Here is a 21620-nt window from a genome sequence, read left to right as displayed (position 1 = left end):
TCTTTGCATTGCCGCCGCTAAGCGCTCACGGCCGCGAGGCCCCGCCTTCCGCCCTCGCGCTGTGCCCTCTACTCCGCCCACCTCGCTTCGCTCAGGGTCGGTCGAGTGCTAGGCGCTCAAGCGAAAGGCTGGAACATGGCTATGCGTAGGGAATGGTGGTAGAACTTGCGTCAGGAATGGTGGTAGAACTTGCGTCAGGAATGGTGGTAGACCTCACAGGTTTTCAAAACCTGTGAGGTCTTGGCTCCCTACGGTTCAGGTTTTCTCCTCCATGAGGAGGAGTTCCTTAAAGTATTCCTATCCTTCAACCTGAACTTACGCATCCTTCCTCCTCATTCACGCATTGCCTATTCCAGTCTTTCCCGAGCGCGCCTCGCTTTTGGCCCTAGATAAGCAGCAGCTAAGAGAGAGGAACGGTTAAGGCCGAAAGGGCAGTGCGAGAGGGGAAGACGGGGCCTCGCGGCCGTGAGCGCACGAAGGGTTACTATGCAAAGAGCTGCATAAGGGCCTTCGCCAACAGCCGCCGCTACGCTAGCCATGGCAAAAGGCATGCACAAGAAAGCATGGAAAGAGGATCAACAAGTGTCAATATCCCCCTTCGCCCCCTTCAAAGGGGGAGTTTCAGCCAAAAGAGAAACTACCAGTGAAAGCCACCATTAACCTCTCCACCAACTTTTAAAAACCAAAAGGCCTCTACCAGATAGTAGAGGCCACGGTGAAACTAAGCGAATAAAGGGTGTCATGTACTTTACTTCTTAGGCACGTATTTCTCGCCCTGTGGGGCTTTGGCGTTAGCCGGGTTGCTGCCCTGAATGCTGAGGATGTAGCTAGACACTTCCAGTATCTGGTCATTGCTGAGCTTTTTCTGCCAGGCCACCATGCCTTTGCTGGTCACACCGTATTTGATGGTTTTGTAGATGGCGTTCACGTCGCCGCCGTGGAGCCAGAACTCGTCGGTGAGGTTGGGACCTACGGTGCCCTGGCCTTCCTGGCCGTGACAGGCGGCGCAGTTCTGAATGAAGGCGGCCTTGCCGGCTTCCAGTTTAGGCGCCTCGGTGAGCGGCTGGAAGTTTGTTACCTCGTTCACGTTGCCTTCGTCGCTGCCGGCGGGGTTCAGGAGAGAAGCCTGTTGCACCTCGGCCTGGTACTCAGCAATCTGTAAATTCCCGCTCTGGAACACGTGGTAATGCAGCAGGTACCCAATCCCAAACACGATGGTGGCGTAGAACATGTACTTCCACCAGGGCGGCAGGTCGTTGTCAAACTCAAAGATGCCGTCATAGGTGTGGTCTTCCATGAGGATGTCTTTGTGCGTGCCGGTAATGGTAGAAGTATCGCCGCGCAGCAGGGCCACCAGGCGAGCCATGGGCGTGTGGCGCAGTTGGGGTTTGTCATATAGTTGCCCCAGCAGCGGCAGTGCTTGGAAGAAGGTCATGCCCAGCACCACCAACACTAGGAGCACCAGAAACCCGATGAGGGCCACCAATACCTGCGTAGTGGGCGGCAAGGCTCTCCAACTAAAGGTAGCCGCTGGAGCGATCCCGGTTCCTTTGCTGCCATCGCCGGTTGGCGCTACCTCTGGGGTTTTGGCTTCCGCGGGCTTTTCGCTTTCCTCTTTCACGTAGGCAATCACGTCTTTGATGTCGCCATCTGAGAGGGAGCCTTCAAAGCTGGTCATGGGCACCTTCCCGAATTTCTCATACACCTCCAGGGCCTGTTTGTCACCGCTGGCAATGACTTTAGTGGAGTTTTTCACGAAGGCCGTGATCCATTTCTCCTCCTTTCGCTTGTGTAGATCTTTGAGGGCCGGCCCCACCACCTGCTCTTGCACGGCATGGCAGGCGGCGCAGTTGGCGTAAAAGATCGCTTTGCCTTTTACGGCGTCCTGCGCAGCGGCAGGCGTCACGCTTCCCCCCGCTACGGTGAGCGCAAGGGCAAATAAGGGTATCAATCGTTTCATGACCGCAGGTCTAGAGGGTGGGTAGTTCCGTTCTCATTGGCCAGCGGCATTTCTTTCATGCTCTGGATGTATTCTTTCTTCACCACCACCACGTAGGCCAGCAAGCCCAGGAAAAAGGCGAAGAAAATGACGAAGGAGACAATAGGATAGATCTCTATGCCGTCTATGGATTGTAAAACACTTTTGTACATGGCTCTTTATTTTGGGACGTAAGACACAAGACATAAGATTTTTCAATCTTATTTTGGCTCGTCTTGTATCTTAAATCTTGCGTCTTATATCTTGTGTCTTGTGTCTCTTCTCTACTTCTCTTCTTGCACTTTGATATCAGTACCCAGGCGTTGTAGGTAGGCAATGAGGGCTACGATCTCTTTCTCGGGCTTTACCTCAATGTTCTCCTTTTTAAGATCAGCGGCGATCTCACGAGCTTGGCGCATCAGGTCTTCGTTCGCTCTTTCGGCGTAGCCGGGAGCGTACGGGGTACCCAGGTTGGTCAGCACCTCAATCTTGGCCTGGGTGTCTGAGGTGTCCAGGTCTTTCTCAAACAGCCAGGGGTAAGCCGGCATAATAGACCCCGGAGACATAGACGTGGGGTCCAGCATGTGGTGGTAGTGCCAGGAGTTAGGGTACTTCCCCCCTACCCGGTGCAAGTCGGGCCCGGTGCGCTTAGAACCCCACAGGAACGGACGGTCATACACGAACTCACCGGCTTTGGAGTACTCCCCGTAGCGCTCGGTCTCTGAGCGGAACGGCCGCACCATCTGGGAGTGGCAGTTCACGCAGCCTTCTTTGATGTAAACATCGCGGCCCTGTAACTCCAGCGAGGTATAAGGCTTCACCGAGGCAATGGTAGGCACGTTAGATTCTACCAGGAACGTAGGGATCATCTCTACCAGACCCCCAATCAAGATGGCCACGGTAGCCCACACGGCCATTTGTACCGGTCTGCGCTCAATCATGCGGTGCCAGTGGCCCCCTTGGTGCGTTTCGCCGGCTTTGATCACGGCGGCAGGCATCAACGGAGCGGCCTGGGCTTCCTCGTTGGCCAAAAGGTTACCGGCTTTCACGGTTTTGATGACGTTGTAGATCATCAGGAACACGCCGCTCAGGTACAGCACGCCGCCAATACCGCGCAGGTAGTACATGGGCACAATCTGCAGCACGGTCTCCAGGAAGTTAGAGTACTGGAGCATGCCTTCGTTGTTGAACTGTTTCCACATCAGGCCCTGGATAAACCCGGCCCAATACATAGGCACGGCGTAGAACAGGATGCCCAGCGTGCCCAACCAGAAGTGCCAGTTGGCCAGTTTCTTTGAATACAGTTGGGTTCTGAAAATGCGCGGCAGCAACCAGTACAGAATACCGAAGGTGAGGAAACCGTTCCAGCCCAGGGCGCCTACGTGCACGTGGGCTACTATCCAGTCGGTGTAGTGGGCAATGGCGTTCACGTTCTTCAGCGACATGAGCGGGCCTTCAAAGGTAGCCATGCCGTAGGCCGTGATGGCCACTACCATGAACTTGAGCACCGGCTCTTCTTTCACTTTATCCCAGGCGCCGCGCAGGGTTAAGAGCCCGTTGATCATCCCGCCCCAACTGGGTGCAATCAGCATCACCGAGAACACTACCCCCAGTGACTGCGCCCAGTCGGGTAAGGCGGTATACAGCAAGTGGTGCGGACCGGCCCAGATGTAGATGAAGATCAGAGACCAGAAGTGGATGATAGACAGGCGGTACGAGTACACCGGACGGTTGGCGGCCTTCGGTAGGAAGTAGTACATCATGCCCAGGTACGGGGTAGTTAAAAAGAACGCGACCGCGTTGTGGCCATACCACCACTGCACCAGCGCATCTTGCACCCCGGCGTAGCCAGAATAGCTTTTCATGAACGTCACCGGAATCTCATAGGAGTTCACAATGTGCAGCACCGCCACGGTTAAGAAGGTGGCAATGTAGAACCAGATGCCCACGTACATGTGGCGCTCGCAGCGTTTGATGATGGTCCCGAACATGTTCCAGCCAAACACCACCCACACCACGGTAATGGCCAGGTCAATGGGCCACTCCAATTCTGCGTACTCTTTAGAGGTGGTGTAGCCTAAGGGCAGCGTGATTACCGCAGACAGGATCACCAATTGCCAGGCCCAGAAATGGATCTTGCTCAGCACGTCTGAGTACATGCGGGCTTTACACAAGCGCTGCAACGAGTAGTACACACCCATGAAAATACCGTTGCCCACAAAGGCGAAGATCACGGCGTTGGTGTGCAGGGGCCGCACCCGCCCGAAGGTGGTGTACTCGGTGCCCATGTTGAGTTCAGGGCGCGCCAACTGAAATGCGATGATCACCCCTATGAGCATGCCGGCCACGCCCCAGAACAGGGTGGCATAGGCGAAATCACGGACAATCTTGTTGTCATAATAGAATGTCTCAACGGTGCGGACGCTGTTTTTGAGCGCCCCGCCCGGTGCTTTTAGAACCTCAGCTAACATGTGCGGTGTCCTCCATAGGTTTAGTAGAAATAGAAGTAATAGGCTGTTTTTTGGTTAATTCATTGTCAAAGAGAATGCGCACCGAAGGCGTATAGTCGTCTTCATATTGGCCCGAACGCACCGCCCATAGGAAGGCCCCCAGGAACAGGATGGCCACCAGAAGACTGATGCAGATTAAAAGGAAAATGATGTTCATGGCGCTGCCGGTGTATCTCTCCTGAAACAGGTGGCAGCGGTAAAGAAGTGAATGTGTCCGCTTCGGCGCTTACCTGGCCCTTTCAGTTGTGACAAAGGTCAGATGTAGGCCGAGGGAAAAAGATGATGGGCGTCAGTTTAGGCGGTGATTGATGTCAGAGGGGAGAACATGAGAAAGAATAATCCTATATTTAGGTCTATTATTAAAAAATTGTATAAACAGATATAAATTAAATAAAAATCGCTCCCTCCCTTAGAGGAAAGCTCTAGGCTCTATAACATCTTATGCATAGTAACATTTTTCCTGTCGATATTACCTTTGAAGATTTTCAGATTCAAAGAATACCTTTTAGTGAAGGACTAATCGAAGTTCTGAGAAACGAGCACAATAGCACTCATTCATTCTTTAGAAATGGCAATTGGATCTACATTTCACCTGGTGAAAATGATGCAATAGAAATTGGTGAGACCGTTACATTAAATATACAAGAGAATATCCTTTTAGTAGGATCTTTAATAAAGCATATCTTCTTCAGAGCTTTCATAAAAACATTTCCAAAAAGGTTACCTGGGTTTGATCCATTTATCTTACCTTCTCAAAATGAGAAAGACAATTTATTAACTTCTATAATTTCTACTCCAATACCAGAACTATCATTCAAGAAGGTGATTGAAATATCATTTAGACCAGTGAACCTAAATGGAAAATTTCAATACGGAATGGTTGTCAATACTTTTTACAAGTGGTTCCTAGATAAAAACTGCTTAGAACTAACAAAAAGTGGCTTTGATTTACTTAATCTTGAAGTAAATATCTTATCTAATAGTGATGCATCCAAAGGAGTAGTGGCTCCAGAAGAACAATCACTGGGAAGAGTAATAGGAATAAGGAACGGGAAAGCCTTCGTTGATACAAATTTTGGAAAGAATGAATACCCACTAAGTGACTTATATTTAAATCGCTCTACAGAAAACGTAAAAATATATTTATCTCACAAAATCGGAGAAAGAAAAAGTGAACAAATAGTTTCTTCACTGAAAGAAAAGAAAAAACTCTTAAATAACCCTACCAACGCCTATAAAGAGATAACACAAATAGCTAATAAAATCATCAACTTAGAATTTAAGAATTCTGATGGATTTGTATTTAATATTAAAAACACAAACCAATTACCACATAATGGCTTTCAATTAGTTAAACCTGAATATATTTTTAACTCATCAATGACTAGGGTACATAAATCCCCCAGTCAAGGCTTGAGTATGTTCGGTCCTTATGATTATGGTATCCGTGCTGAGTTAAGTTCTCCCAAAATCCTTGTAATCTGTCACGAAATAAATAGAGGTGGGTTTGAAACATTTTTGGCTCAGCTTAGAAATGGAGTTCTTAACTCAGACTATTTTCCAAATGGGATGACTGGAAAATATAAAATGAGGACTATAGAATATGTACTATACGAAATTAAAGAATACACAACAGAGTCCTATTTAGAACAATTTTCAAAATTTATTAGAAACAATAACAATTTAAATCCAGATATAGCTATAGTAGAAACCAGAGAAGAATTTTCAAGCAGACCTACACAAAGCAATCCTTATTACACTATTAAGGCACATCTCTATGCATTAGGCATTCCTGTTCAATTTATAAAAGCCGAAAATGCGAGAAAACCAGACTACATTATAGACTCCTTTGCTCTTCAACTATATTCTAAATTAGGAGGCACACCATGGACTATGCCATCTAACCAAACTGTAGATAGAGAACTAATTATAGGCATTGGCAGCTCCTTAATAAGGGAATCTAAATATAGTGGAACTCAAAAATCAAGAGTTGTAGGAATCTCAACCTTTTTCTCTGCAGACGGACAATACATATTTAGCAATAAATCACAAGATGTTAATTATGAAGACTATTTTAATGAGCTTTTACAAAGTTTAAAATACTCCCTTGAATTGATTGCCAAGGAATACGGATGGAGCGAAGGCGATAATGTTAGAATTATCTTTCACGTTTTCAAACCAATGAAAAATCTAGAAATTGATGTTGTGTCCTTATTAGTGGAACAAATAAGCAAATATAACATCAGGTTTTCATTTGTAACTTTTTCTCAAAAACATCCATTTTTACTTTTTGATTTAAATCAACCTGGATTACAAACTAAATATGGAGGCAAAAAGGGAACTTTAGTACCACAAAGAGGTGAAAACTTTGTTTTAGATAATAGATCATGCCTTTTCCAAACAAAAGGCCCAAGTGATGTTAAATCAGATAAGCAAGGCATCAGTTCCCCTTTGCTTATCAAAATTCACGAAAAATCGACATTTAAAGATTTAGAGTACATTGTTCAACAATCTTATAGGCTTATGAATATGTCTTTTAGAACTTTCATGCCTTCAAACTTACCTGCTACTTTACTTTACTCTACTCTAATAGCAAAACAACTTCATCAATTAAGATCATTACCAGGATGGAATCCCTTAGTTGTAACAACACATCTAAAATTTAAAAAGTGGTTTTTATGATGACTATCTCTAAAATATTAGAAAGAGTTAGTTCTCAACCTCTTCTTAAAGAGCTTTACGATTATGTATTTCATGGCCATGTCAAAAGCATCTTAAAGGCAGATTATTCTTCAATACCTCAAGCAAAACAAGCTATGCTATATAGCTTAGGCAATAATAATTCAGAAGAAGCTTCTAATATTTACTATACTTTATGTCAAAGGGTCCCAGAAAAAGATAGCACTTGGATCTATGATGACATTTTAGTTTTTTTAGTTACCTGTACTGTTGCTAAGTTCCATTTAAATAAAGATTGGATTCTAAAAATTCTTGACTTTTGGAAGCAAACAATTGATGAGGAGAGGAATCTATTATCAACCACATGTAGAAACTTTTTAGAAGGCCATAGTGATCTTACTAATACATATGCACCTTTGTTACTATTATTAGTAGACATCCGAGGAGACAAGGATATTAAACCATCACTAATACTTAAGGCTTTCCAAGAAGGATGGAGATCAGAACCAACATTTAATTTGGAAGTATTAAATCTAGCTCATATTAGAGGAACTGAACTAAGCATTTTATACTCAGATATAAATAATTATGAACACAACCGAAATATAAGATTGTTTGAAAATAATTTTATAAATAGAATTGAAAAACTATCCAAATTTTTAAGCCTGTTTGTTCATTTTATCATCACAATTATTGCTTACATTATCTTCATCAAATTCCCTTTGATCAAAGATTACTTTGGAATAAAAAAGATATTAGAGTTCTTAATTAGCGGTGGCATTGGAATCAGTTCCCTGTATTTTTTCAAAGATCGACTTGAAAATTATATAAGAAAAATTTTATATAATGCTTTAGGTTATATTAAAAGTTAATTTACGAACACATTTCCATTAACATCAAAGCACCATAGATATAGAGAATTAAAAAGTATAGGATACCAGATAGTTATCCAAGTATTACCAACAGTATTCTCAAAACCACTTGAGTGGAAAATGTGTTTCCAACCTATTTTCCAGAAACTAAGCCCTAAACGTCAAAGCCCATGTGGACCTGTCCCACCTGCACGCAAGCCTTCCTACGCGCCAACCAGACCCATTCCTGTCTGGAGAAAACCGAGGCTGATTTTCTGCGCGGCAAGTCTGACGTGACCATTGGGCTGTACCATCATTTTCTGGAACAGTACCGTACCATTGGGGATTTCAGGATTCACCCATCCAAGTCTATGCTCTCCTTGGCCAAGAACACCCGCTTCTGCATGATCTACAAACTGGGGAGAAACTTCATAGACATTTATATTCCGCTGAGCAAGGTGTATGCTGATACGCTGTGCTTCCATAAAATTGGACAGATAGGCGAAAAGCAAACCAATCACTGGCTAAGGCTTTATGAGCCCGAGGACATTAATGAGGAAGTGCTACACTACATGCGCCTGGCATATGAGGCTGATGCGGAGAAAGGAACACCGTCTTCACAAGGCCGAGGCAGCCATCCTAACCAAAAGAAAACAAGACCATGATGCAAGTTGATTTTGCAGAAAAAGCCAGAAAGATTCTGGCAGTTGATTCAAACGTGATCGGGCTAGCGGTGGGCGGTTCCTGGCTTACCAACGAGCTAGACGAATTCTCTGACCTGGACCTCGTTCTGGTCACCAAAGAAAAGGTGTCAGGCAGCAAAGACCACATGCTGGCGTACGCCCAAAAGCTAGGCAACCTGTTATCTGGCTTCACGGGAGAACACGTGGGCGAGCCAAGGGTCTTGATTTGCCTCTATGACAAGCCCCTGCTGCACGTAGATATAAAATTCCTGACCCTGGATGAATTTCAAACCCGGGTGGAAACTCCCACCCTCTTACTTGATCCCCAAGGGCAACTTCAGGAGGTCTTGAATAACTCCACCGCCCAGTTTCCCTACCCAGATTATCAATGGATAGAAGACCGGTTTTGGATTTGGGTCCATTACGCCTTGCTGAAGATTGGCCGGGGTGAAAACCTGGAGGCCTATGATTTTTTCGGATTCCTCCGGATGGTGGTGTTTGGCCCCTTGCTGCACATCAAAAACGGAAACCTGCCCAGAGGCGTCAGAAAAGTAGAACGCCACCTGCACCAGCAAGACCTGGCCCTCCTGCAACAAACCATTCCGCAGTATAACCGGCAAGCCCTGTTAGACAGCCTACACCATGCCGTTGACCTGTACAGAAAGCTAAGGACCGCGCTCTATGAAAACATCCACCTTCAAAAAGAGACAGAAGAAAAGGTGATGCGCTACTTTGAGGAAATGCAGGCCCAGAAAAAGTAGAAAGCCGCCGCGGAAGCAATGTTGTTTTAGCCGTACTTTCACGAAAACCGCCGGTAAACAAATGGCAGAAATCAAACGGTACGCTTTCAAAGCCGGGCTTCCCGTGGAGTTTGAGATCATGGGCATGCGCGACCTGTTTGAAGGCAACAAAAGCATCTTAGCCAACATCCACCGCACCGGCTTTTACCACATTCTCTGGTTCCAGCAGGGCGCACCCACGCACCTGGTAGATTTTAAGCCCGTCCCCATTACCCCAGAGACCATCCTGTTCCTGAACAAAGACCTGGTGCAGCGGTTTGATGGGCGGGGCGGCTTTGACGGGAAGATCATGGTGTTCACTGACAGCTTCTTTATAAGAACTGAGGCAGATGCCACTTACCTGAGAAGCAGCCCCCTGTTCCATGACCTGTTCTCCCCCTCCCTGCTACGCTTGCCCCAGGGGTCGCCCCTGCTCCGGGAGTACCTTGCCTTGATGGAAGCTGAACTAACCCACCCCCAAGATAGCGTTCAGCCCTTGGTTTTGAAAAACCTGCTCCACACCTTTCTGCTGCTGGCTGAACGGGAAAGAGAAAGCCAAGCTATGACGCAGGTACGGCCCTCTGTAGAGCTGGATTCCCTCTTGCTGTTCAGAGACCTGTTAGAGCAGAAGTTCCGCCGCCAGAAGCAGGTAGGGCTCTACGCCGAACAGTTGGGCATGACAGAGAAAAAGCTAAACCAGGCCACCTCCAAAGTACTGGGCAAGTCGGCTAAGCAGATGATTGATGACCGGGTTATGCTGGAGGCGAAGCGGCTTTTGGCGCACACTCCTGAAAGTATCAAAGAGATTGGCTTTGCGCTGGGCTTTGAGGAACCCACCAATTTCATCAAGTATTTCCGCCGTCACCAAGGCTCTACCCCCGCCGAGTTCCGTGGGCAAGCCGGGTTGGCGTAAAAGTATCATCTTTCCGCGCGTTCCTACCTTTCTGTTGGCCTGTCTTCGCCGGACCTTTGTGTTGTCTTCCATGGCAACCGCAAGGCCCCTGGCTGCACCCAAGCATTGGCCTGGGGTGCTACGGCGGTGGGTTCTCTCCAAAGAATGTTTTGGCAAGCCCAAACCACCTTCGCCAGCCCTTGCCCGTATCCATTTGATAGACAGCATAGATAACCTTAAAACCAAAAACCATGAACAAAATAGCCATTACCGGTGCCACCGGTCAGCTGGGCCGACTGGTCATAGAGAAATTACAGGAAAAAGGCGCCGCAGCTAACGTGGTGGCGCTGGTACGGTCGCCGCAGAAAGCAACTGACCTGGGCGTGGAGGTGCGGGAAGCGGATTATGAACAGCCGCAAACCCTGGGGCCCGCTTTGCAAGGCATAGATACCCTGCTCCTGATCTCTGGCAGCGAAGTAGGCAAACGGGCCGCGCAGCACCAGAACGTGATAGAGGCAGCCAAGAAAGCCGGCGTGAAATGGATTGTTTACACCAGCCTCCTGCACGCCGATACCTCCACCCTCAGCCTGGCGGGAGAACACCGCGCCACGGAAACCACCTTGAAAAACGCCGGTATTCCGTACACGCTGCTGCGCAACGGCTGGTACACCGAGAATTACACCGGTTCTATTGCGGGTGCCTTGGCCGGGGGTGCGTTCATAGGTAGTGCCGGCGACGGTAAAATCTCCTCGGCGCCCCGCGCTGATTTTGCCGAGGCAGCCGTAGTCGTGCTCACAAGCCAGGGCCACGAAGGCAAGGTCTACGAACTAGCCGGAGATGAAGCCTATACGCTGAGAGAGTTAGCCGCAGAGATCTCGCGCCAGACCGGAAAAGAGATCCCGTACAAGAACTTACCCGAAGCGGATTACGCCGCCGCCCTCCTTGGTTTCGGCTTGCCCGAAGGGTTTGCGCAGGCCATAGCCAACTGGGATGTTTCTGCCTCACAGGGCGCCTTGTTTGATGACAGCCGCCAGCTGTCTTCCCTGCTTGGGCGGCCTACTACCCCCATGGCTGTTACCGTGGCTGAGGCCTGCCGCTCTGTATCTGGCGTCTAACCAAAGCGGACTAAGGCTAAGATTACCAGATTAAATGACATTTCTCTCCTGGGTCTTAAAGCAAGAAAGGTGGGCTAGATGCCCACCTTTCTTGCTTTAAGACCCAGGAAAAAACGTTACGCGCCCGTTCTCTCCTGCAGCACTCCTAAAATACGGTTCAGTTCTTCTTCGTTTTGGTCCAGATCCCTTAAGCCAGTACGCGCTTCATCAATCTTTCCTAATTTATAAAGATTCACCAGCCCCTTTGCCTTGCTGGTGATGGCAAGGTTCTGTTTCTCGATTTCCCTTACTTCTGGAACAGTACCGTATTTCTTTAAAGCATCATTATAGAGCCACTGGCCCAGAGCGTTCTCCCGTGCAGAAAGAATGGATTCATCCATTCCCCCGCCGTACAAAATGGCCCGCAGCTTTGACTTGAATAAAATAAATTTGATTCTAGCTTGCTGGATATCAAACCGGTCTAGGTTCACCTGGTTATAAAGCATAGGGGACTAAAAGTAGTGGGATGGTACCCGTATTGGCGAACAAAGTTATTGGGCTGATTGGTTTCCATTTTTCTGTAAAGTTCGCTTTGCTTCTACAAGTTCTGTTACCTCAAAGGCGAAGGTAATGATACCCACTATCTTACCTTCTTCTCTGAAGGCCTGGTACACGAAATTGTAGTAGGTATCTATGAACTGCCCATTGCCATACCGATCTATTTTTGCCGGCAATTCATTTCCTACGTAAGGCTCTCCGGTGGTGTACACCTGGTCAAGCAAATCAAAGAAGCCTTGTTCTTTCAGTTCTGGCCAGGCGTCTGCTACTTTCTGGCCAATGAAATTCCGGCCGGGGGCTAACTTCTGGTAATTTGGGTTAACCATCTCGTACACATGCTCTGGTCCCCGTTGGATAGCAATCAGGGCCGGGGCCTGCATGAAGATATCGTGCAGCATCTGGCGCTGGTTTTCCACCTTCAAGGAGGCCGCTACCTCACGGTCAAAGGAAGCCGCCAGTTCTTCATTGGTGGAAACCAATTCCTCTACCAGGCCTTTCTGCTCATGGTAGTCGGTGGTGCTACCTACCCACATGATCACCTCGTTCTTTTCATTGAACCGCGGAAGTCCTTTGGTCAGGTGCCACCGGAACTTGCCATCGGCGCGCCTAACCCGGTACTCCACCTGGTAGTCTTCTTTGTTCTCTACCGCTTGCAACCAGGCAGCACTCGCCTTGTCTCTATCGTCGGGGTGCACGGTTTCCAGCCAACCATACCCATACAATTGCTCCAGGGACATTCCGGTGTATTCTACCCATTTCTGGTTATAGTAGTCACAGTACCCATCTGCCCGGGTGGTCCAGAACATCTGGGGCAAAGATTCCGCCATGAACCGAAACTTGTCTTCGCTGTCGCGCAAAGCCTTTTCCGCTTCTTTTTCCTCAGTCAGGTCTTTTACTTCAATCACGGTGGCCACGGGTACACCATTCTCAAAGATGGGGCTAGCCGCACAACTCACCGGGAAATAGGTGCCGTCTTTCCGGATGAAGACATCCTGGTGGGCCCGTACATTATTGTTGGTGGGAAGCGCCCGGTCAATGGGGCAGTCTTCCATGGGGTAAGGTGAACCGTCTGGGTGGTGGTGGTGAATGACGTAATGCAGGGGTTTTTCCTGCACCTCGGCAAACGTAAACCCGGTCATCTTTTCAGCGGCGGGGTTCATAAAGGTGCAGTACCCCTTGTCATTCATCATGAAAAGGGCCACCGTGGCGTTGTCTGTAATGGTATTGGTTATTTTCAGCTGATTCTCAAGGGCTTTCTCAATCTCTTTGAACGGTGTGCTTTCCTTAGATATCGACATAGGGGGTGCTTGTTTGATAGAGCTTACTGTTTCTTATTTGGTAAAGTTACTTCATTTTCCTTCCTCCGCCGCCGTTTTTATTTCCGCGCTCTTCGGCTCTTTTTACGCCTGCCCTCCAGCAAAGGGAAACTACCTGCCACGCGCCCTTCTAACCTGCTTTATTCCCTGATTTCTTTCCTTACCGTTAGGCAGTTGGGCGGCAGGAAACCCCCGTCGCAGGGGCAGTCTTTACCTTATTTTAACGATTTTTCCCATGAGCCTTTCAGAACCTGGCAATCAGTTCCTGCCGTCTATTTCTTCTGGCGGGGTTTCTTATTTTCTGGTTTGTTTCTATCTTCCTAGGAACAAGCCTGAAACAGCTTGCCTCCGTTGCCAGATACGGGTAGCTGGTCTTGGGCAGAAATACCTACCCAACCCCAGATTACCCGTACTACCCAGGAAAGTACCTGGCAGGCGGTTCCCTGTGGAAGGTTTTTTTTTGACACCCCGGCGGGGAGCTTCAGCCCGTGCCTATTGGCACCTGCTAAATGGCTCCTGTAAATTGACGTTTGTACCGTTCACCACCACTTCTTTCCACTCCTTCATCTTATGGAAGCACTCAGCACTGACATTACCGATGACATCAGAAGCCTTAACCTAAAATTCATCACGGCTTTCAACCACGGCGATGCCGCGGGCGTGGCCGCCCTCTACACCATCACTGCCTTGTTGCTCCCCGCCGGCAGCTATACGGTGAAAGGCAGAGAAGCCATTGGGCAGTATTGGCAATCAGAGATGAACCGGGGCGTGAAAGAAATGACCTTAGAAACCGTAGACGTGGAACTGCTGGAGCAGACGGCCATTGAACTGGGGAAGTACTCCCTTAAAGCCGAGGGCGGCCAGCCTCTGGATACGGGCAAATACATGGTGGTCTGGAAAAAAGAGAACGGCGCCTGGAAAATGCAGAAAGACATCTGGAACAGCAACCAGCCCCAACCAGATTAACCTTACGTGGAGAAATCCCAGCTATGCCCTGAAACCTGCCCCATAAAGCACGGTTTCAGGGCCTTTTTTTGGAAGTAGCCCTAAAACGCTATGCCAGTAAACCATACCTTCTCCCTACCGTCTTTCCTTGACAGCACATCCAGCGGGCCGCAATAAATCCAAGTAAATATAGTTTTATTCTATATGTACCTATTTTGGTTTAACCGCAGCTGCCATGGCCTTACCCTTCTGGAATTCTAAAAAGAAAGCACCCGCTCCCAGGCCAAAAAAATCTGCCCTGCGTGAATGGGCCGACGCCATGGTGTTTGCCGTGGTGTGCGCCACTTTTATCCGGTGGCTGACCTTTGAGGCTTTCGCCATTCCCAGTTCCTCTATGGAGAAATCGGTGCTCACGGGAGACTACATCTTGGTGAGCAAGCTCCACTACGGCTCCCGCACGCCCATCACCCCGTTGCAGGTACCGCTCACCCACCAAACCCTCTGGGGCACCCAACTCCCCTCCTTTTCAGACCTGGTGCAGCTGCCGTACCACCGGCTGCCCGGCTTCTCTGAGATACAGCGAAATGATGCGGTCGTGTTCAACCACCCAGAGGAAACCACGCGTCCCATTGACCTGAAAACCTACCTGATCAAACTCTGCATTGGCCTGCCCGGTGACTCCCTGGCCATCAGGAACAAACAGGTCTACCTCAACGGAACCCCGGCCCCACGGGGTGCTAATTTTCAATTCAGTTATTATATCAAAACCGATGGATACGTGCAGGAGAAGTTCTTCCGGAAGCAAGGCATCACCGAGGTGTACCCGGCCCAAGGCGGGTATTACCTGCATACCCTGCCCCAGACCGCCGACCAACTCCGCACCTTTGATTTCATCAAAGAGGTGGTCCTTTTAGAGGCTTTGCCGGGCGAGGCAGACCCGCGGGTTTTCCCCCAGGCCCCGGCTACCTATGCCTGGAACCAGGATAACCTTGGCCCGCTCTACATTCCGCGGGCCGGCGCCACGGTCGCCATCACGCCCCGTACCTTGCCCCTGTACGAGAAGGTGATCAGGGTGTATGAGCACAACCCAGACCTGGAGGTAAAAAACGGCCGGCTGTACCGGCAGGGAAAAGAGATCACCCGCTACACCTTCCAGCAGAACTACTACTTCATGATGGGCGACAACCGCGACAATTCCCATGACTCCCGCTTCTGGGGTTTCGTGCCGGAGGAATACGTGGTGGGCAAGGCCATGCTGGTCTGGCTGTCTACTGATTCCAGCACCCACTTCCTGGATAAGATCAGGTGGCAGCGACTGTTCAGCCGGGTCCACTAGCTGGGTCCCTTTCTGCCTTCTTTTCATAGTCCTGCCTCAACACTCCTGGTAAAGCCTGACTGCACCTTGTTGGGCAAAGAAATGGCTTATTGTTTTCTGCCTTTTTTTAGAGAAAAAACCTGAAAACATTAACGTCTGTGGCGGACCTTAAGTCTTCCCCAAATCCTCTTACCTACAAGGGTAGTTCTTTAAAGGGGACCTTCAGGTAAGGCGGTTAAGGTTTAAACCCTGAAGGAGCGTCTCGCTAGCTATTATATTAAACCAAAACTATATAGAAAAGGGGTCGTAAACAAAAGAGACACGTTCATTCTCAAAGGTTTACCTAAAAGGCATTTCATTAATAGTCCAAGGTTATGGAAAGAATCATAGGCAAGTATTCCCCTGTTTTTTACGCGCTTCTCCGCATTGTGGCGGGGCTGATGTTCGCCATGCACGGCACCCAGAAACTGTTTGGGTGGCCCGGCGGCAGTGATCCTATGCCGTTGGCCTCGTTGATGGGCGTGGCCGGAATCATTGAACTGGTGGCAGGCCTCTTGATTGCCCTTGGCTTGTTCACCAGTTGGGCAGCCTTTATTGCCAGTGGCATGATGGCGGTGGCCTATTTCATGGCCCACGCTTCTCAGGGTTGGGCACCCCTCTTGAACCAGGGCGAACTGGCGCTGCTCTACTGTTTTCTGTTTCTGTATATGGCGGCGCAGGGCTCCGGAATCTGGAGCGTGGACAACAGCCGCAGAAGTGGCTCCCGCACCACCTTTGCCCGGTAACTCAGCAGCTGACTACCAGGCAGAAAGAAGAAGAAGAAAGCCTCCGTTGGGTAAATCCTGCGGAGGCTTTTTTATGGGTTGAGCTCTTTGCTGTTGCTCTTTTTACTATTGCTAGTGGCCTTCTAGCTGGTTTGTTTCTGAAAGACTTCCCGCTAAAGTTCCTGGCCCTTGGGCGTATGGCTTTCTTGATTGACCTGTATGCTGCCGCGGGTGTATAGGCCGGTTGAGACGAAAGGGTCACGGAAGTTGGAAACTTCCGGATAAGGGTAGGTCCAAGTTGAAAACTTGAACCAGAGGAACTACTGATCAGGGTGATTACTAATCTGGGTGACTGCTAATCAGGGTGATTACTGAAGATTATAATACAAGATGACTTCTTAGGATGAAACACCATTCACACCTTTATGGGTGAAGGAATTAACTATTGGGGGAGGAATCACCCATATCCAGGAAAGGGTTCGGTCTAAACGTACCTCCTTATACCCAATTAAAATGAATTTTATAGGTTCATCAGCAGTCACAGGTGAAATCACGGCTGCTGAAGTTACTGGAGGCTACATCACCCACCTTCACCAATTGGTCAAAAGGAATCTCCTGGCCGGTGACTAGTTCCAGGTAATGCACGCCCCCTTTTTCCTCCACTTTCTTGATCATAGAGGTGACCGTCAAAAACTCGTTCAAATCGGTGCGGTACTGTATTTTCAGGAACTTCCGTTTGGCGGCGGCCTCGGTGACCGCCTGCATTAAAGGCTCATCCATGGTCTTAGATTTACTCGGTTTACTCTAAAGTATACGGTTGGCGCAGGGAATCAGCCCTAAAACAATCGAGGCGATTGTACTGCCCGGTTCCTGCTTCCGCTGTTAGGGGATGGGCTTACCGTTCCTCCTCCGGCCTGGCTGCAGGCATTTTACTTGTAGCATCTACCAGTTGCTGCAGGACCTCTACCACCCCGTTCTGGCTGTTGCTTTTGGCTCTGAACCGGGCTGCGGCTTTGATGTCTGGGTGGGCGTTTTCCATGGCGTAGCTGTAGTAGGCTTTCTGCACCATTTTAAGGTCGTTGAGGTAATCACCGAACACCATGGTCTCTTCCGGCGTGATGTTGAATTTCTCCTGGATCACCTCCATGGCCCGGCCTTTGTTTGCGTGTTTATGGCAGAGGTCCAGCCAGATCTTTCCGGAGACGGTCACCTGCAGGTGCTCCCTTTCTGCCTGGAAGTAGGTGTTGCTGTTGGCTTCGGCCCCGGCCAGGTCACAGATGGCGATTTTCAAGAAGGCATCATCTGTTACCTGTAACAGGTCTTCCACCACCTCCACCTTATCATAATACAGGTCTACCTGCTCCATGAACGCCGGGTCAGTGTTTTGGACATAGGCCGTTTTCTTTCCGCAAAGCACTACCTGCACCCCCGGTATCGTTTTGGCTTTCTGCAGAAGTTGCCGGACCATGGAGGGGTCCAGGGCCTGCACTAACAATTCCTGGCCCTGGTAAACGACATAGCTGCCGTTTTCGGCCAGGAAGATGATCTCGTCTTTGATGGGCTCAAACAGGTTGGCCAGGTTGTAGTACTGCCGCCCACTGGCGGCCGCGAACAAGATGCCCTGCTCTTTCAGGGCCTGGTAGACCGGGTAGAACGAATCGCTTAAGGTATGTTGGGGATCCAGCAGGGTGCCATCCATGTCGGTGGCCACTAGTTTGATGGTGGTGTTTGAAAAATCCATAAGGGTACTTCTTTTGCTTTCCCCCGGGCAAGGCAGGTAAAAACCGGTCCTGGCACCTGGAGGTACTTTCTTTTACATTAGCCTGTTTAGGGCGGTTTAATCAGAAAACGGCCGGAAAACGGATTTATTGGTACCAACTGAGGTGGCCCTACGGCAAGGCTTTGCTGCCTGGCTCTCCCCGCTCAAGGAGCGGGCCAGGCCAATCCCCAGGTGCACCCTACACGTTTTGGTCCTTTCTTCGAAAAAATGGCCCAGAAACACGCTTATCTCTGGCGTACAGCTTTTAAACCGATTTCTGCTGCAGGGCTGCCCGCATTTCCTCCCCCAGAGGGGAGATGGCCGGGCCGAAGTAGTGGGTGAGTACCCCGTTCTCATCCAGCAGGTATTTGCTGAAGTTCCAGTCTGGTTCGTGCTGGTTCCAGCCGTTCTGGCGGGCATCTGAAAGCCATTGGTAGACGGCGTTCTGGTTTTGGTTTTTCACCACCACGCTCTTCTTGGCCAGCGGAAACGTGACCCCGAAGTTCACTTGGCAGAACTGGGCAATCTGCTGGTCCTCGTCTTTCTCCTGCTCCTTAAAATCGTTGGCCGGGAACCCGATGATGACCATTTCGTCTTTCTTCTGCTCATACAGCTCCTGCAGTTCCTGGTACTGGCCGGTATAGCCGCAGTTAGAGGCGGTGTTCACCAGCAACACCTTCTTGTTCCGGAACTGGCTGAACTCCAGCGGCGCCCCATTGTTCAAAACGGTAGCTAACTCATAGAAGGATTGGGCCGGCCGCACCTTTTTCTCGTTCTGTAACACCTTCCCCTTACTAGTTGATTTGGTCAACTTCATGATCAGGGGGTACAGCACCTTCATTATCTTTTTTCTCAATTCCATGGTATCACTTGAAAGCTTCCTTCTTTTCTGATGCACCGGCAGTCCACCCCTGCAACGGCGGCGTACCTGAGGCAGTGCAAAACAAACTATTCTTTACGCAAGAACCCGGTTAAGAACCAATTTCTTCAAAACAAGCCTGAAACGTGGCGCACCCGCTTCCTCTTTTCTGACAATTCAAGAGGCGCATTCATTGGCAAAAGAAAGATATCTAAACCTTAAAATGCAACTATCGCTTGGCTTATCCGTTTTTAAGCCCAACCATAAGGTTCATTAGAAACAGACACAGACATGAAAAAGTTAGCATTCATAGCCGCCATTGGAGTAGCCACTTTCTTACAGGCCGCTCCTGCCCAAGCTTCCCTTGTTCCACAAGGGCAAGACACCACGCAAGTGAGAACCAACAAGGAAAGAGCCAAAGAAGGAACGCACAAAGTGGGCCACGGAGCCAAGGAAGTAGGCAAAGGCACTAAGGACCTGGCCGTGAGCGGCGCCAAGGCCACAGGCAAAGGGGCCAAGAAAGTAGGCAAAGCGGTTGGCAACGGCGCTAAAAAAGGCGGCAAGGCCGTTAAGAACACCACCAAGAAAGGCGTAGAGAAAGTAGATCAGAAAATAGACTAACCTCTCCTCCTTTCCAGCAAATAAGAAAGCCTTCTGGTGGAAACCAGAAGGCTTTCTTATGCCCGGTATTTCCTGGCTCCAGAAAAGCAGGCCTTGACTTATTTGAAACCCATAAACTCCCTCGTTCACCGTTGGCCTTCTGGTTCCCGGCTTCTGGTCTACGGGCTGCAAAAAAGGTACTGTATCCTTTAGAGTGGCTTCCTTAAAAACACGCCTGAAACCGGGTTTGGCCGGAACTGTTTCAGGCGTGTTTTCTGGTTATTGCTGTTCAGGAATGGTGCGCACCGGCATGATTACGAACTCCTGGATGCGCCAGTGCAGGTCTTCTACCTCCTGGGCCAGCTTCTCAATGCGCGGCACCAAGTCTTCCGCATCAGTGGGTACCACAAAGCCTTCCCCCAGGTACACGTGGCCTTCCTCGCGCATTCTGAAGGCGTGTTCCTTTACCCAAGGTTGCTTTTCAATGAGGGCGTTCACCTTTTGCAGCAAAGGATCGTCTTCCTGGTCTTCCACCTTCTTGGGGCGCTCGTCCATCAAATCAAACACGGCCTGCTTCAGGTTGGTGTATCCGTCTTTGATGATGTCCAGGGAGATGATGATGGCGGCCGCGGAATCTGCCCACCACCAACCCATTCCAATGCCGGCAATACCCAGAATGGCGGCGGCGGCCGTCATCCAGTCGGCTTTGTTCATGGCGGCATCAGTGAATAGGTTTTTCTCGTGCAGCTTCTTCGCCAGGGGCAGCTTCATGCGGCCCAGAATGATGGCCGGGACCGTGCCATATACCATGACCGCCATCATGAGGTACCCCAACCAGATCTCGTGCCCAAAGATGACTTTGATGCCGATGGTGGGGTGCTCCTGTTTGATCAGGGTCATAGAAGAGTCAAAGATGAGGAAGGCCCCTACGGCAAACAAGGCCACGGCACTGCACAGATAGGCGATGCTCACCACCCGGTGGTACCCGTACGGGAAGTCTTTGTTGGGCGCCTTGTGGAACACCCGCGATGCGATCAGGAACGAGACGGCGGGCGTGAGGCTGAGCAGGTCTTCAAACCAGGCGGTTTTCATGGCCTGGGAATTGCCCATGGTCATGAACACCAGAAAGGCGGTGGAAATCAGGTAACCGATGGAGATCCATTCCAGCCGTTTGGCTTTCTTGAACACCTCTTGTAAGTCCGGGGGATATTCAAAGTGGTTGATTGCTTTCATGGCTGCACTTGTTTTTCAAGGGAAGATGCCTGCTGGTGCAGGAAAGACTCTAATTTGGTGATGAAGGCGTTTTCACCCATGACCACGGCCATGACATGCTTCTTCTTGCCCAGCTCCACGAACGGACGGGTAAAAGAGACATTCTTGGACCAGGGACTGTCATCGGTGAGGCCTGCAATCACCACCTGCAACTGCTTTTCTTCCAGGGCCTCCAGCAGGTTCTGCTCCGTGTCATTGTGCCATTGGATCTGGGCCCCAATGCTCTGCGCGAAGGCCTTGATCAGGTCAGCCTCTATTCCGGTGGGCGCGGCGGCGCCTTTCACCACCCAGGGTGGATTTTCAGAATAGCCCACGTGCAGGGTACCGTTAGAAACTTTCTCCAGGGTCTTCTCTGGGTCTTTGGGGTAGTTGGAACAACCAGCCCCTACCAGCCATAGCAGCAACAGCGGAAAAACAACGCACCATTTGCCACGCATCGTTTGTATCATAAGAACAGGTTTAGGGAACATGAAAGCGTGGAGCACCTACCCCAGTCAGGCAAAAGCTCCACGCAAAGTGCTGATACTACGCGCCCTCCCGCAATAGGTTAGGAAACCACCCCTACCCGCCGCTATCCCGCCTAAGATTTCATTTTTATTCCAAACCAGTCCTCAAAAAGTTGCATTCTTCCGCTCCAGGCGCCGCCCTATAAAGACGAATATAATCCTCCCGAGAAAGTGCGTTTTTGCCTGCCAAGGTAGTTGGTCAGAGCCTTTTCCTAGGGAAACATTATTTATGCTTTAGGCGTTGTTTGTCAAAAATAACT

At 49.5% G+C, this 21620-nt stretch carries 21 protein-coding genes; 10 read left to right on the top strand and 11 right to left on the bottom strand.

The window, feature by feature from the left end; genetic code table 11:
• Window positions 1-748 precede the first annotated feature (748 nt).
• The 4 genes from FOE74_RS04760 to ccoS all read right to left on the bottom strand — a co-directional run bounded on the left by FOE74_RS04760 (window position 749) and on the right by ccoS (window position 4645).
• A complete protein-coding gene (locus FOE74_RS04760) occupies window positions 749-1960 on the bottom strand; it encodes a c-type cytochrome (protein WP_149097434.1) in 1212 nt (403 codons plus the stop codon).
• Window positions 1957-2151 carry a hypothetical protein gene (locus tag FOE74_RS04755; RefSeq protein WP_149097433.1) on the bottom strand — a complete coding sequence of 65 codons (195 nt, stop codon included), beginning with the start codon at window positions 2149-2151 and terminating at the stop codon, window positions 1957-1959. The genes FOE74_RS04760 and FOE74_RS04755 overlap by 4 nt, the downstream gene beginning before the upstream one ends.
• A 111-nt stretch (window positions 2152-2262) precedes the next feature.
• Window positions 2263-4449: a cytochrome-c oxidase, cbb3-type subunit I gene (gene ccoN, locus FOE74_RS04750; protein WP_149097432.1), complete on the bottom strand. Its 2187-nt coding sequence runs from the start codon at window positions 4447-4449 to the stop codon at window positions 2263-2265.
• Window positions 4439-4645 carry a cbb3-type cytochrome oxidase assembly protein CcoS gene (gene ccoS / locus FOE74_RS04745; RefSeq protein WP_149097431.1) on the bottom strand — a complete coding sequence of 69 codons (207 nt, stop codon included), beginning with the start codon at window positions 4643-4645 and terminating at the stop codon, window positions 4439-4441. The genes ccoN and ccoS overlap by 11 nt, the downstream gene beginning before the upstream one ends.
• 284 nt (window positions 4646-4929) lie before the next feature.
• Between ccoS and FOE74_RS04740 the strand changes: the two genes are divergently transcribed.
• From FOE74_RS04740 to FOE74_RS04715, 6 genes are all read left to right on the top strand, one after another.
• Window positions 4930-7170, top strand: a complete 2241-nt coding sequence (locus FOE74_RS04740; RefSeq protein WP_149097430.1) for a Piwi domain-containing protein — start codon at window positions 4930-4932, stop codon at window positions 7168-7170.
• On the top strand, window positions 7167-8039 hold the full coding sequence (locus FOE74_RS04735; protein ID WP_149097429.1) for a hypothetical protein: 873 nt from the start codon (window positions 7167-7169) through the stop codon (window positions 8037-8039). The genes FOE74_RS04740 and FOE74_RS04735 overlap by 4 nt, the downstream gene beginning before the upstream one ends.
• A 170-nt stretch (window positions 8040-8209) precedes the next feature.
• Window positions 8210-8683, top strand: a complete 474-nt coding sequence (locus FOE74_RS04730; RefSeq protein ID WP_149097428.1) for a DUF5655 domain-containing protein — start codon at window positions 8210-8212, stop codon at window positions 8681-8683.
• Window positions 8680-9462 (top strand): aminoglycoside 6-adenylyltransferase, encoded by a 783-nt coding sequence (locus tag FOE74_RS04725; RefSeq protein WP_149097427.1) that lies wholly within the window; start codon window positions 8680-8682, stop codon window positions 9460-9462. The genes FOE74_RS04730 and FOE74_RS04725 overlap by 4 nt, the downstream gene beginning before the upstream one ends.
• 61 nt (window positions 9463-9523) lie before the next feature.
• On the top strand, window positions 9524-10393 hold the full coding sequence (locus tag FOE74_RS04720; RefSeq protein ID WP_149097426.1) for an AraC family transcriptional regulator: 870 nt from the start codon (window positions 9524-9526) through the stop codon (window positions 10391-10393).
• 230 nt (window positions 10394-10623) lie between these two features.
• On the top strand, window positions 10624-11487 hold the full coding sequence (locus FOE74_RS04715; protein WP_149097425.1) for an SDR family oxidoreductase: 864 nt from the start codon (window positions 10624-10626) through the stop codon (window positions 11485-11487).
• Between the two features lie 116 nt (window positions 11488-11603).
• Here the strand turns inward: FOE74_RS04715 and FOE74_RS04710 are convergent, their stop codons facing one another.
• Window positions 11604-11972: a CZB domain-containing protein gene (locus FOE74_RS04710; protein ID WP_149097424.1), complete on the bottom strand. Its 369-nt coding sequence runs from the start codon at window positions 11970-11972 to the stop codon at window positions 11604-11606.
• 45 nt (window positions 11973-12017) lie between these two features.
• The gene (locus FOE74_RS04705) at window positions 12018-13322 is read right to left on the bottom strand and encodes a PAS domain-containing protein (protein ID WP_149097423.1); all 1305 of its coding nucleotides are present in this window, start codon (window positions 13320-13322) and stop codon (window positions 12018-12020) included.
• 588 nt (window positions 13323-13910) lie between these two features.
• Here FOE74_RS04705 and FOE74_RS04700 point away from each other — a divergent pair.
• The 3 genes from FOE74_RS04700 to FOE74_RS04690 all read left to right on the top strand — a co-directional run bounded on the left by FOE74_RS04700 (window position 13911) and on the right by FOE74_RS04690 (window position 16385).
• A complete protein-coding gene (locus FOE74_RS04700) occupies window positions 13911-14306 on the top strand; it encodes a YybH family protein (RefSeq protein WP_149097422.1) in 396 nt (131 codons plus the stop codon).
• A gap of 214 nt (window positions 14307-14520) precedes the next feature.
• Complete coding sequence (lepB, locus tag FOE74_RS04695; RefSeq protein ID WP_149097421.1) at window positions 14521-15621, top strand: signal peptidase I; 1101 nt, start codon at window positions 14521-14523, stop codon at window positions 15619-15621.
• Between the two features lie 353 nt (window positions 15622-15974).
• Window positions 15975-16385 carry a DoxX family protein gene (locus FOE74_RS04690; RefSeq protein WP_149097420.1) on the top strand — a complete coding sequence of 137 codons (411 nt, stop codon included), beginning with the start codon at window positions 15975-15977 and terminating at the stop codon, window positions 16383-16385.
• Window positions 16386-16895: 510 nt separating this feature from the next.
• Here the strand turns inward: FOE74_RS04690 and FOE74_RS04685 are convergent.
• The 3 genes from FOE74_RS04685 to FOE74_RS04675 form a co-directional block, all read right to left on the bottom strand.
• Window positions 16896-17144 carry a hypothetical protein gene (locus tag FOE74_RS04685; protein WP_149097419.1) on the bottom strand — a complete coding sequence of 83 codons (249 nt, stop codon included), beginning with the start codon at window positions 17142-17144 and terminating at the stop codon, window positions 16896-16898.
• A 115-nt stretch (window positions 17145-17259) separates the two neighbouring features.
• Window positions 17260-18105: a Cof-type HAD-IIB family hydrolase gene (locus tag FOE74_RS04680; RefSeq protein WP_149097418.1), complete on the bottom strand. Its 846-nt coding sequence runs from the start codon at window positions 18103-18105 to the stop codon at window positions 17260-17262.
• A 283-nt stretch (window positions 18106-18388) separates the two neighbouring features.
• Window positions 18389-18985, bottom strand: coding sequence for a glutathione peroxidase (locus FOE74_RS04675; protein WP_149097417.1), 597 nt, complete (start codon window positions 18983-18985; stop codon window positions 18389-18391).
• 288 nt (window positions 18986-19273) lie between these two features.
• Between FOE74_RS04675 and FOE74_RS04670 the strand changes: the two genes are divergently transcribed.
• Window positions 19274-19603, top strand: a complete 330-nt coding sequence (locus FOE74_RS04670; RefSeq protein WP_149097416.1) for a hypothetical protein — start codon at window positions 19274-19276, stop codon at window positions 19601-19603.
• 258 nt (window positions 19604-19861) lie between these two features.
• Here the strand turns inward: FOE74_RS04670 and FOE74_RS04665 are convergent, their stop codons facing one another.
• Together FOE74_RS04665 and FOE74_RS04660 are read right to left on the bottom strand one after the other, a co-directional pair.
• Window positions 19862-20815, bottom strand: coding sequence for a cation diffusion facilitator family transporter (locus FOE74_RS04665; protein ID WP_149097415.1), 954 nt, complete (start codon window positions 20813-20815; stop codon window positions 19862-19864).
• Window positions 20812-21303 (bottom strand): transporter substrate-binding domain-containing protein, encoded by a 492-nt coding sequence (locus tag FOE74_RS04660; protein ID WP_188686245.1) that lies wholly within the window; start codon window positions 21301-21303, stop codon window positions 20812-20814. The genes FOE74_RS04665 and FOE74_RS04660 overlap by 4 nt, the downstream gene beginning before the upstream one ends.
• Window positions 21304-21620 lie beyond the last annotated feature (317 nt).

It is taken from the genome of Rufibacter glacialis (assembly GCF_008271745.1).
Lineage (GTDB): Bacteria > Bacteroidota > Bacteroidia > Cytophagales > Hymenobacteraceae > Nibribacter > Nibribacter glacialis.
The sequence above is the reverse complement of the archived record's forward strand: the minus strand, read 5'-3'. Positions and strand labels throughout refer to the sequence as shown.

Coding starts and splice junctions, on each gene's coding strand:
- FOE74_RS04760 (WP_149097434.1), bottom strand. CDS start 1,960: ATGAAACGATTGATACCCTTATTTGCCCTTGCGCTCACCGTAGCGGGG.
- FOE74_RS04755 (WP_149097433.1), bottom strand. CDS start 2,151: ATGTACAAAAGTGTTTTACAATCCATAGACGGCATAGAGATCTATCCT.
- ccoN (WP_149097432.1), bottom strand. CDS start 4,449: ATGTTAGCTGAGGTTCTAAAAGCACCGGGCGGGGCGCTCAAAAACAGC.
- ccoS (WP_149097431.1), bottom strand. CDS start 4,645: ATGAACATCATTTTCCTTTTAATCTGCATCAGTCTTCTGGTGGCCATC.
- FOE74_RS04740 (WP_149097430.1), top strand. CDS start 4,930: ATGCATAGTAACATTTTTCCTGTCGATATTACCTTTGAAGATTTTCAG.
- FOE74_RS04735 (WP_149097429.1), top strand. CDS start 7,167: ATGATGACTATCTCTAAAATATTAGAAAGAGTTAGTTCTCAACCTCTT.
- FOE74_RS04730 (WP_149097428.1), top strand. CDS start 8,210: ATGTGGACCTGTCCCACCTGCACGCAAGCCTTCCTACGCGCCAACCAG.
- FOE74_RS04725 (WP_149097427.1), top strand. CDS start 8,680: ATGATGCAAGTTGATTTTGCAGAAAAAGCCAGAAAGATTCTGGCAGTT.
- FOE74_RS04720 (WP_149097426.1), top strand. CDS start 9,524: ATGGCAGAAATCAAACGGTACGCTTTCAAAGCCGGGCTTCCCGTGGAG.
- FOE74_RS04715 (WP_149097425.1), top strand. CDS start 10,624: ATGAACAAAATAGCCATTACCGGTGCCACCGGTCAGCTGGGCCGACTG.
- FOE74_RS04710 (WP_149097424.1), bottom strand. CDS start 11,972: ATGCTTTATAACCAGGTGAACCTAGACCGGTTTGATATCCAGCAAGCT.
- FOE74_RS04705 (WP_149097423.1), bottom strand. CDS start 13,322: ATGTCGATATCTAAGGAAAGCACACCGTTCAAAGAGATTGAGAAAGCC.
- FOE74_RS04700 (WP_149097422.1), top strand. CDS start 13,911: ATGGAAGCACTCAGCACTGACATTACCGATGACATCAGAAGCCTTAAC.
- lepB (WP_149097421.1), top strand. CDS start 14,521: ATGGCCTTACCCTTCTGGAATTCTAAAAAGAAAGCACCCGCTCCCAGG.
- FOE74_RS04690 (WP_149097420.1), top strand. CDS start 15,975: ATGGAAAGAATCATAGGCAAGTATTCCCCTGTTTTTTACGCGCTTCTC.
- FOE74_RS04685 (WP_149097419.1), bottom strand. CDS start 17,144: ATGGATGAGCCTTTAATGCAGGCGGTCACCGAGGCCGCCGCCAAACGG.
- FOE74_RS04680 (WP_149097418.1), bottom strand. CDS start 18,105: ATGGATTTTTCAAACACCACCATCAAACTAGTGGCCACCGACATGGAT.
- FOE74_RS04675 (WP_149097417.1), bottom strand. CDS start 18,985: ATGGAATTGAGAAAAAAGATAATGAAGGTGCTGTACCCCCTGATCATG.
- FOE74_RS04670 (WP_149097416.1), top strand. CDS start 19,274: ATGAAAAAGTTAGCATTCATAGCCGCCATTGGAGTAGCCACTTTCTTA.
- FOE74_RS04665 (WP_149097415.1), bottom strand. CDS start 20,815: ATGAAAGCAATCAACCACTTTGAATATCCCCCGGACTTACAAGAGGTG.
- FOE74_RS04660 (WP_188686245.1), bottom strand. CDS start 21,303: ATGATACAAACGATGCGTGGCAAATGGTGCGTTGTTTTTCCGCTGTTG.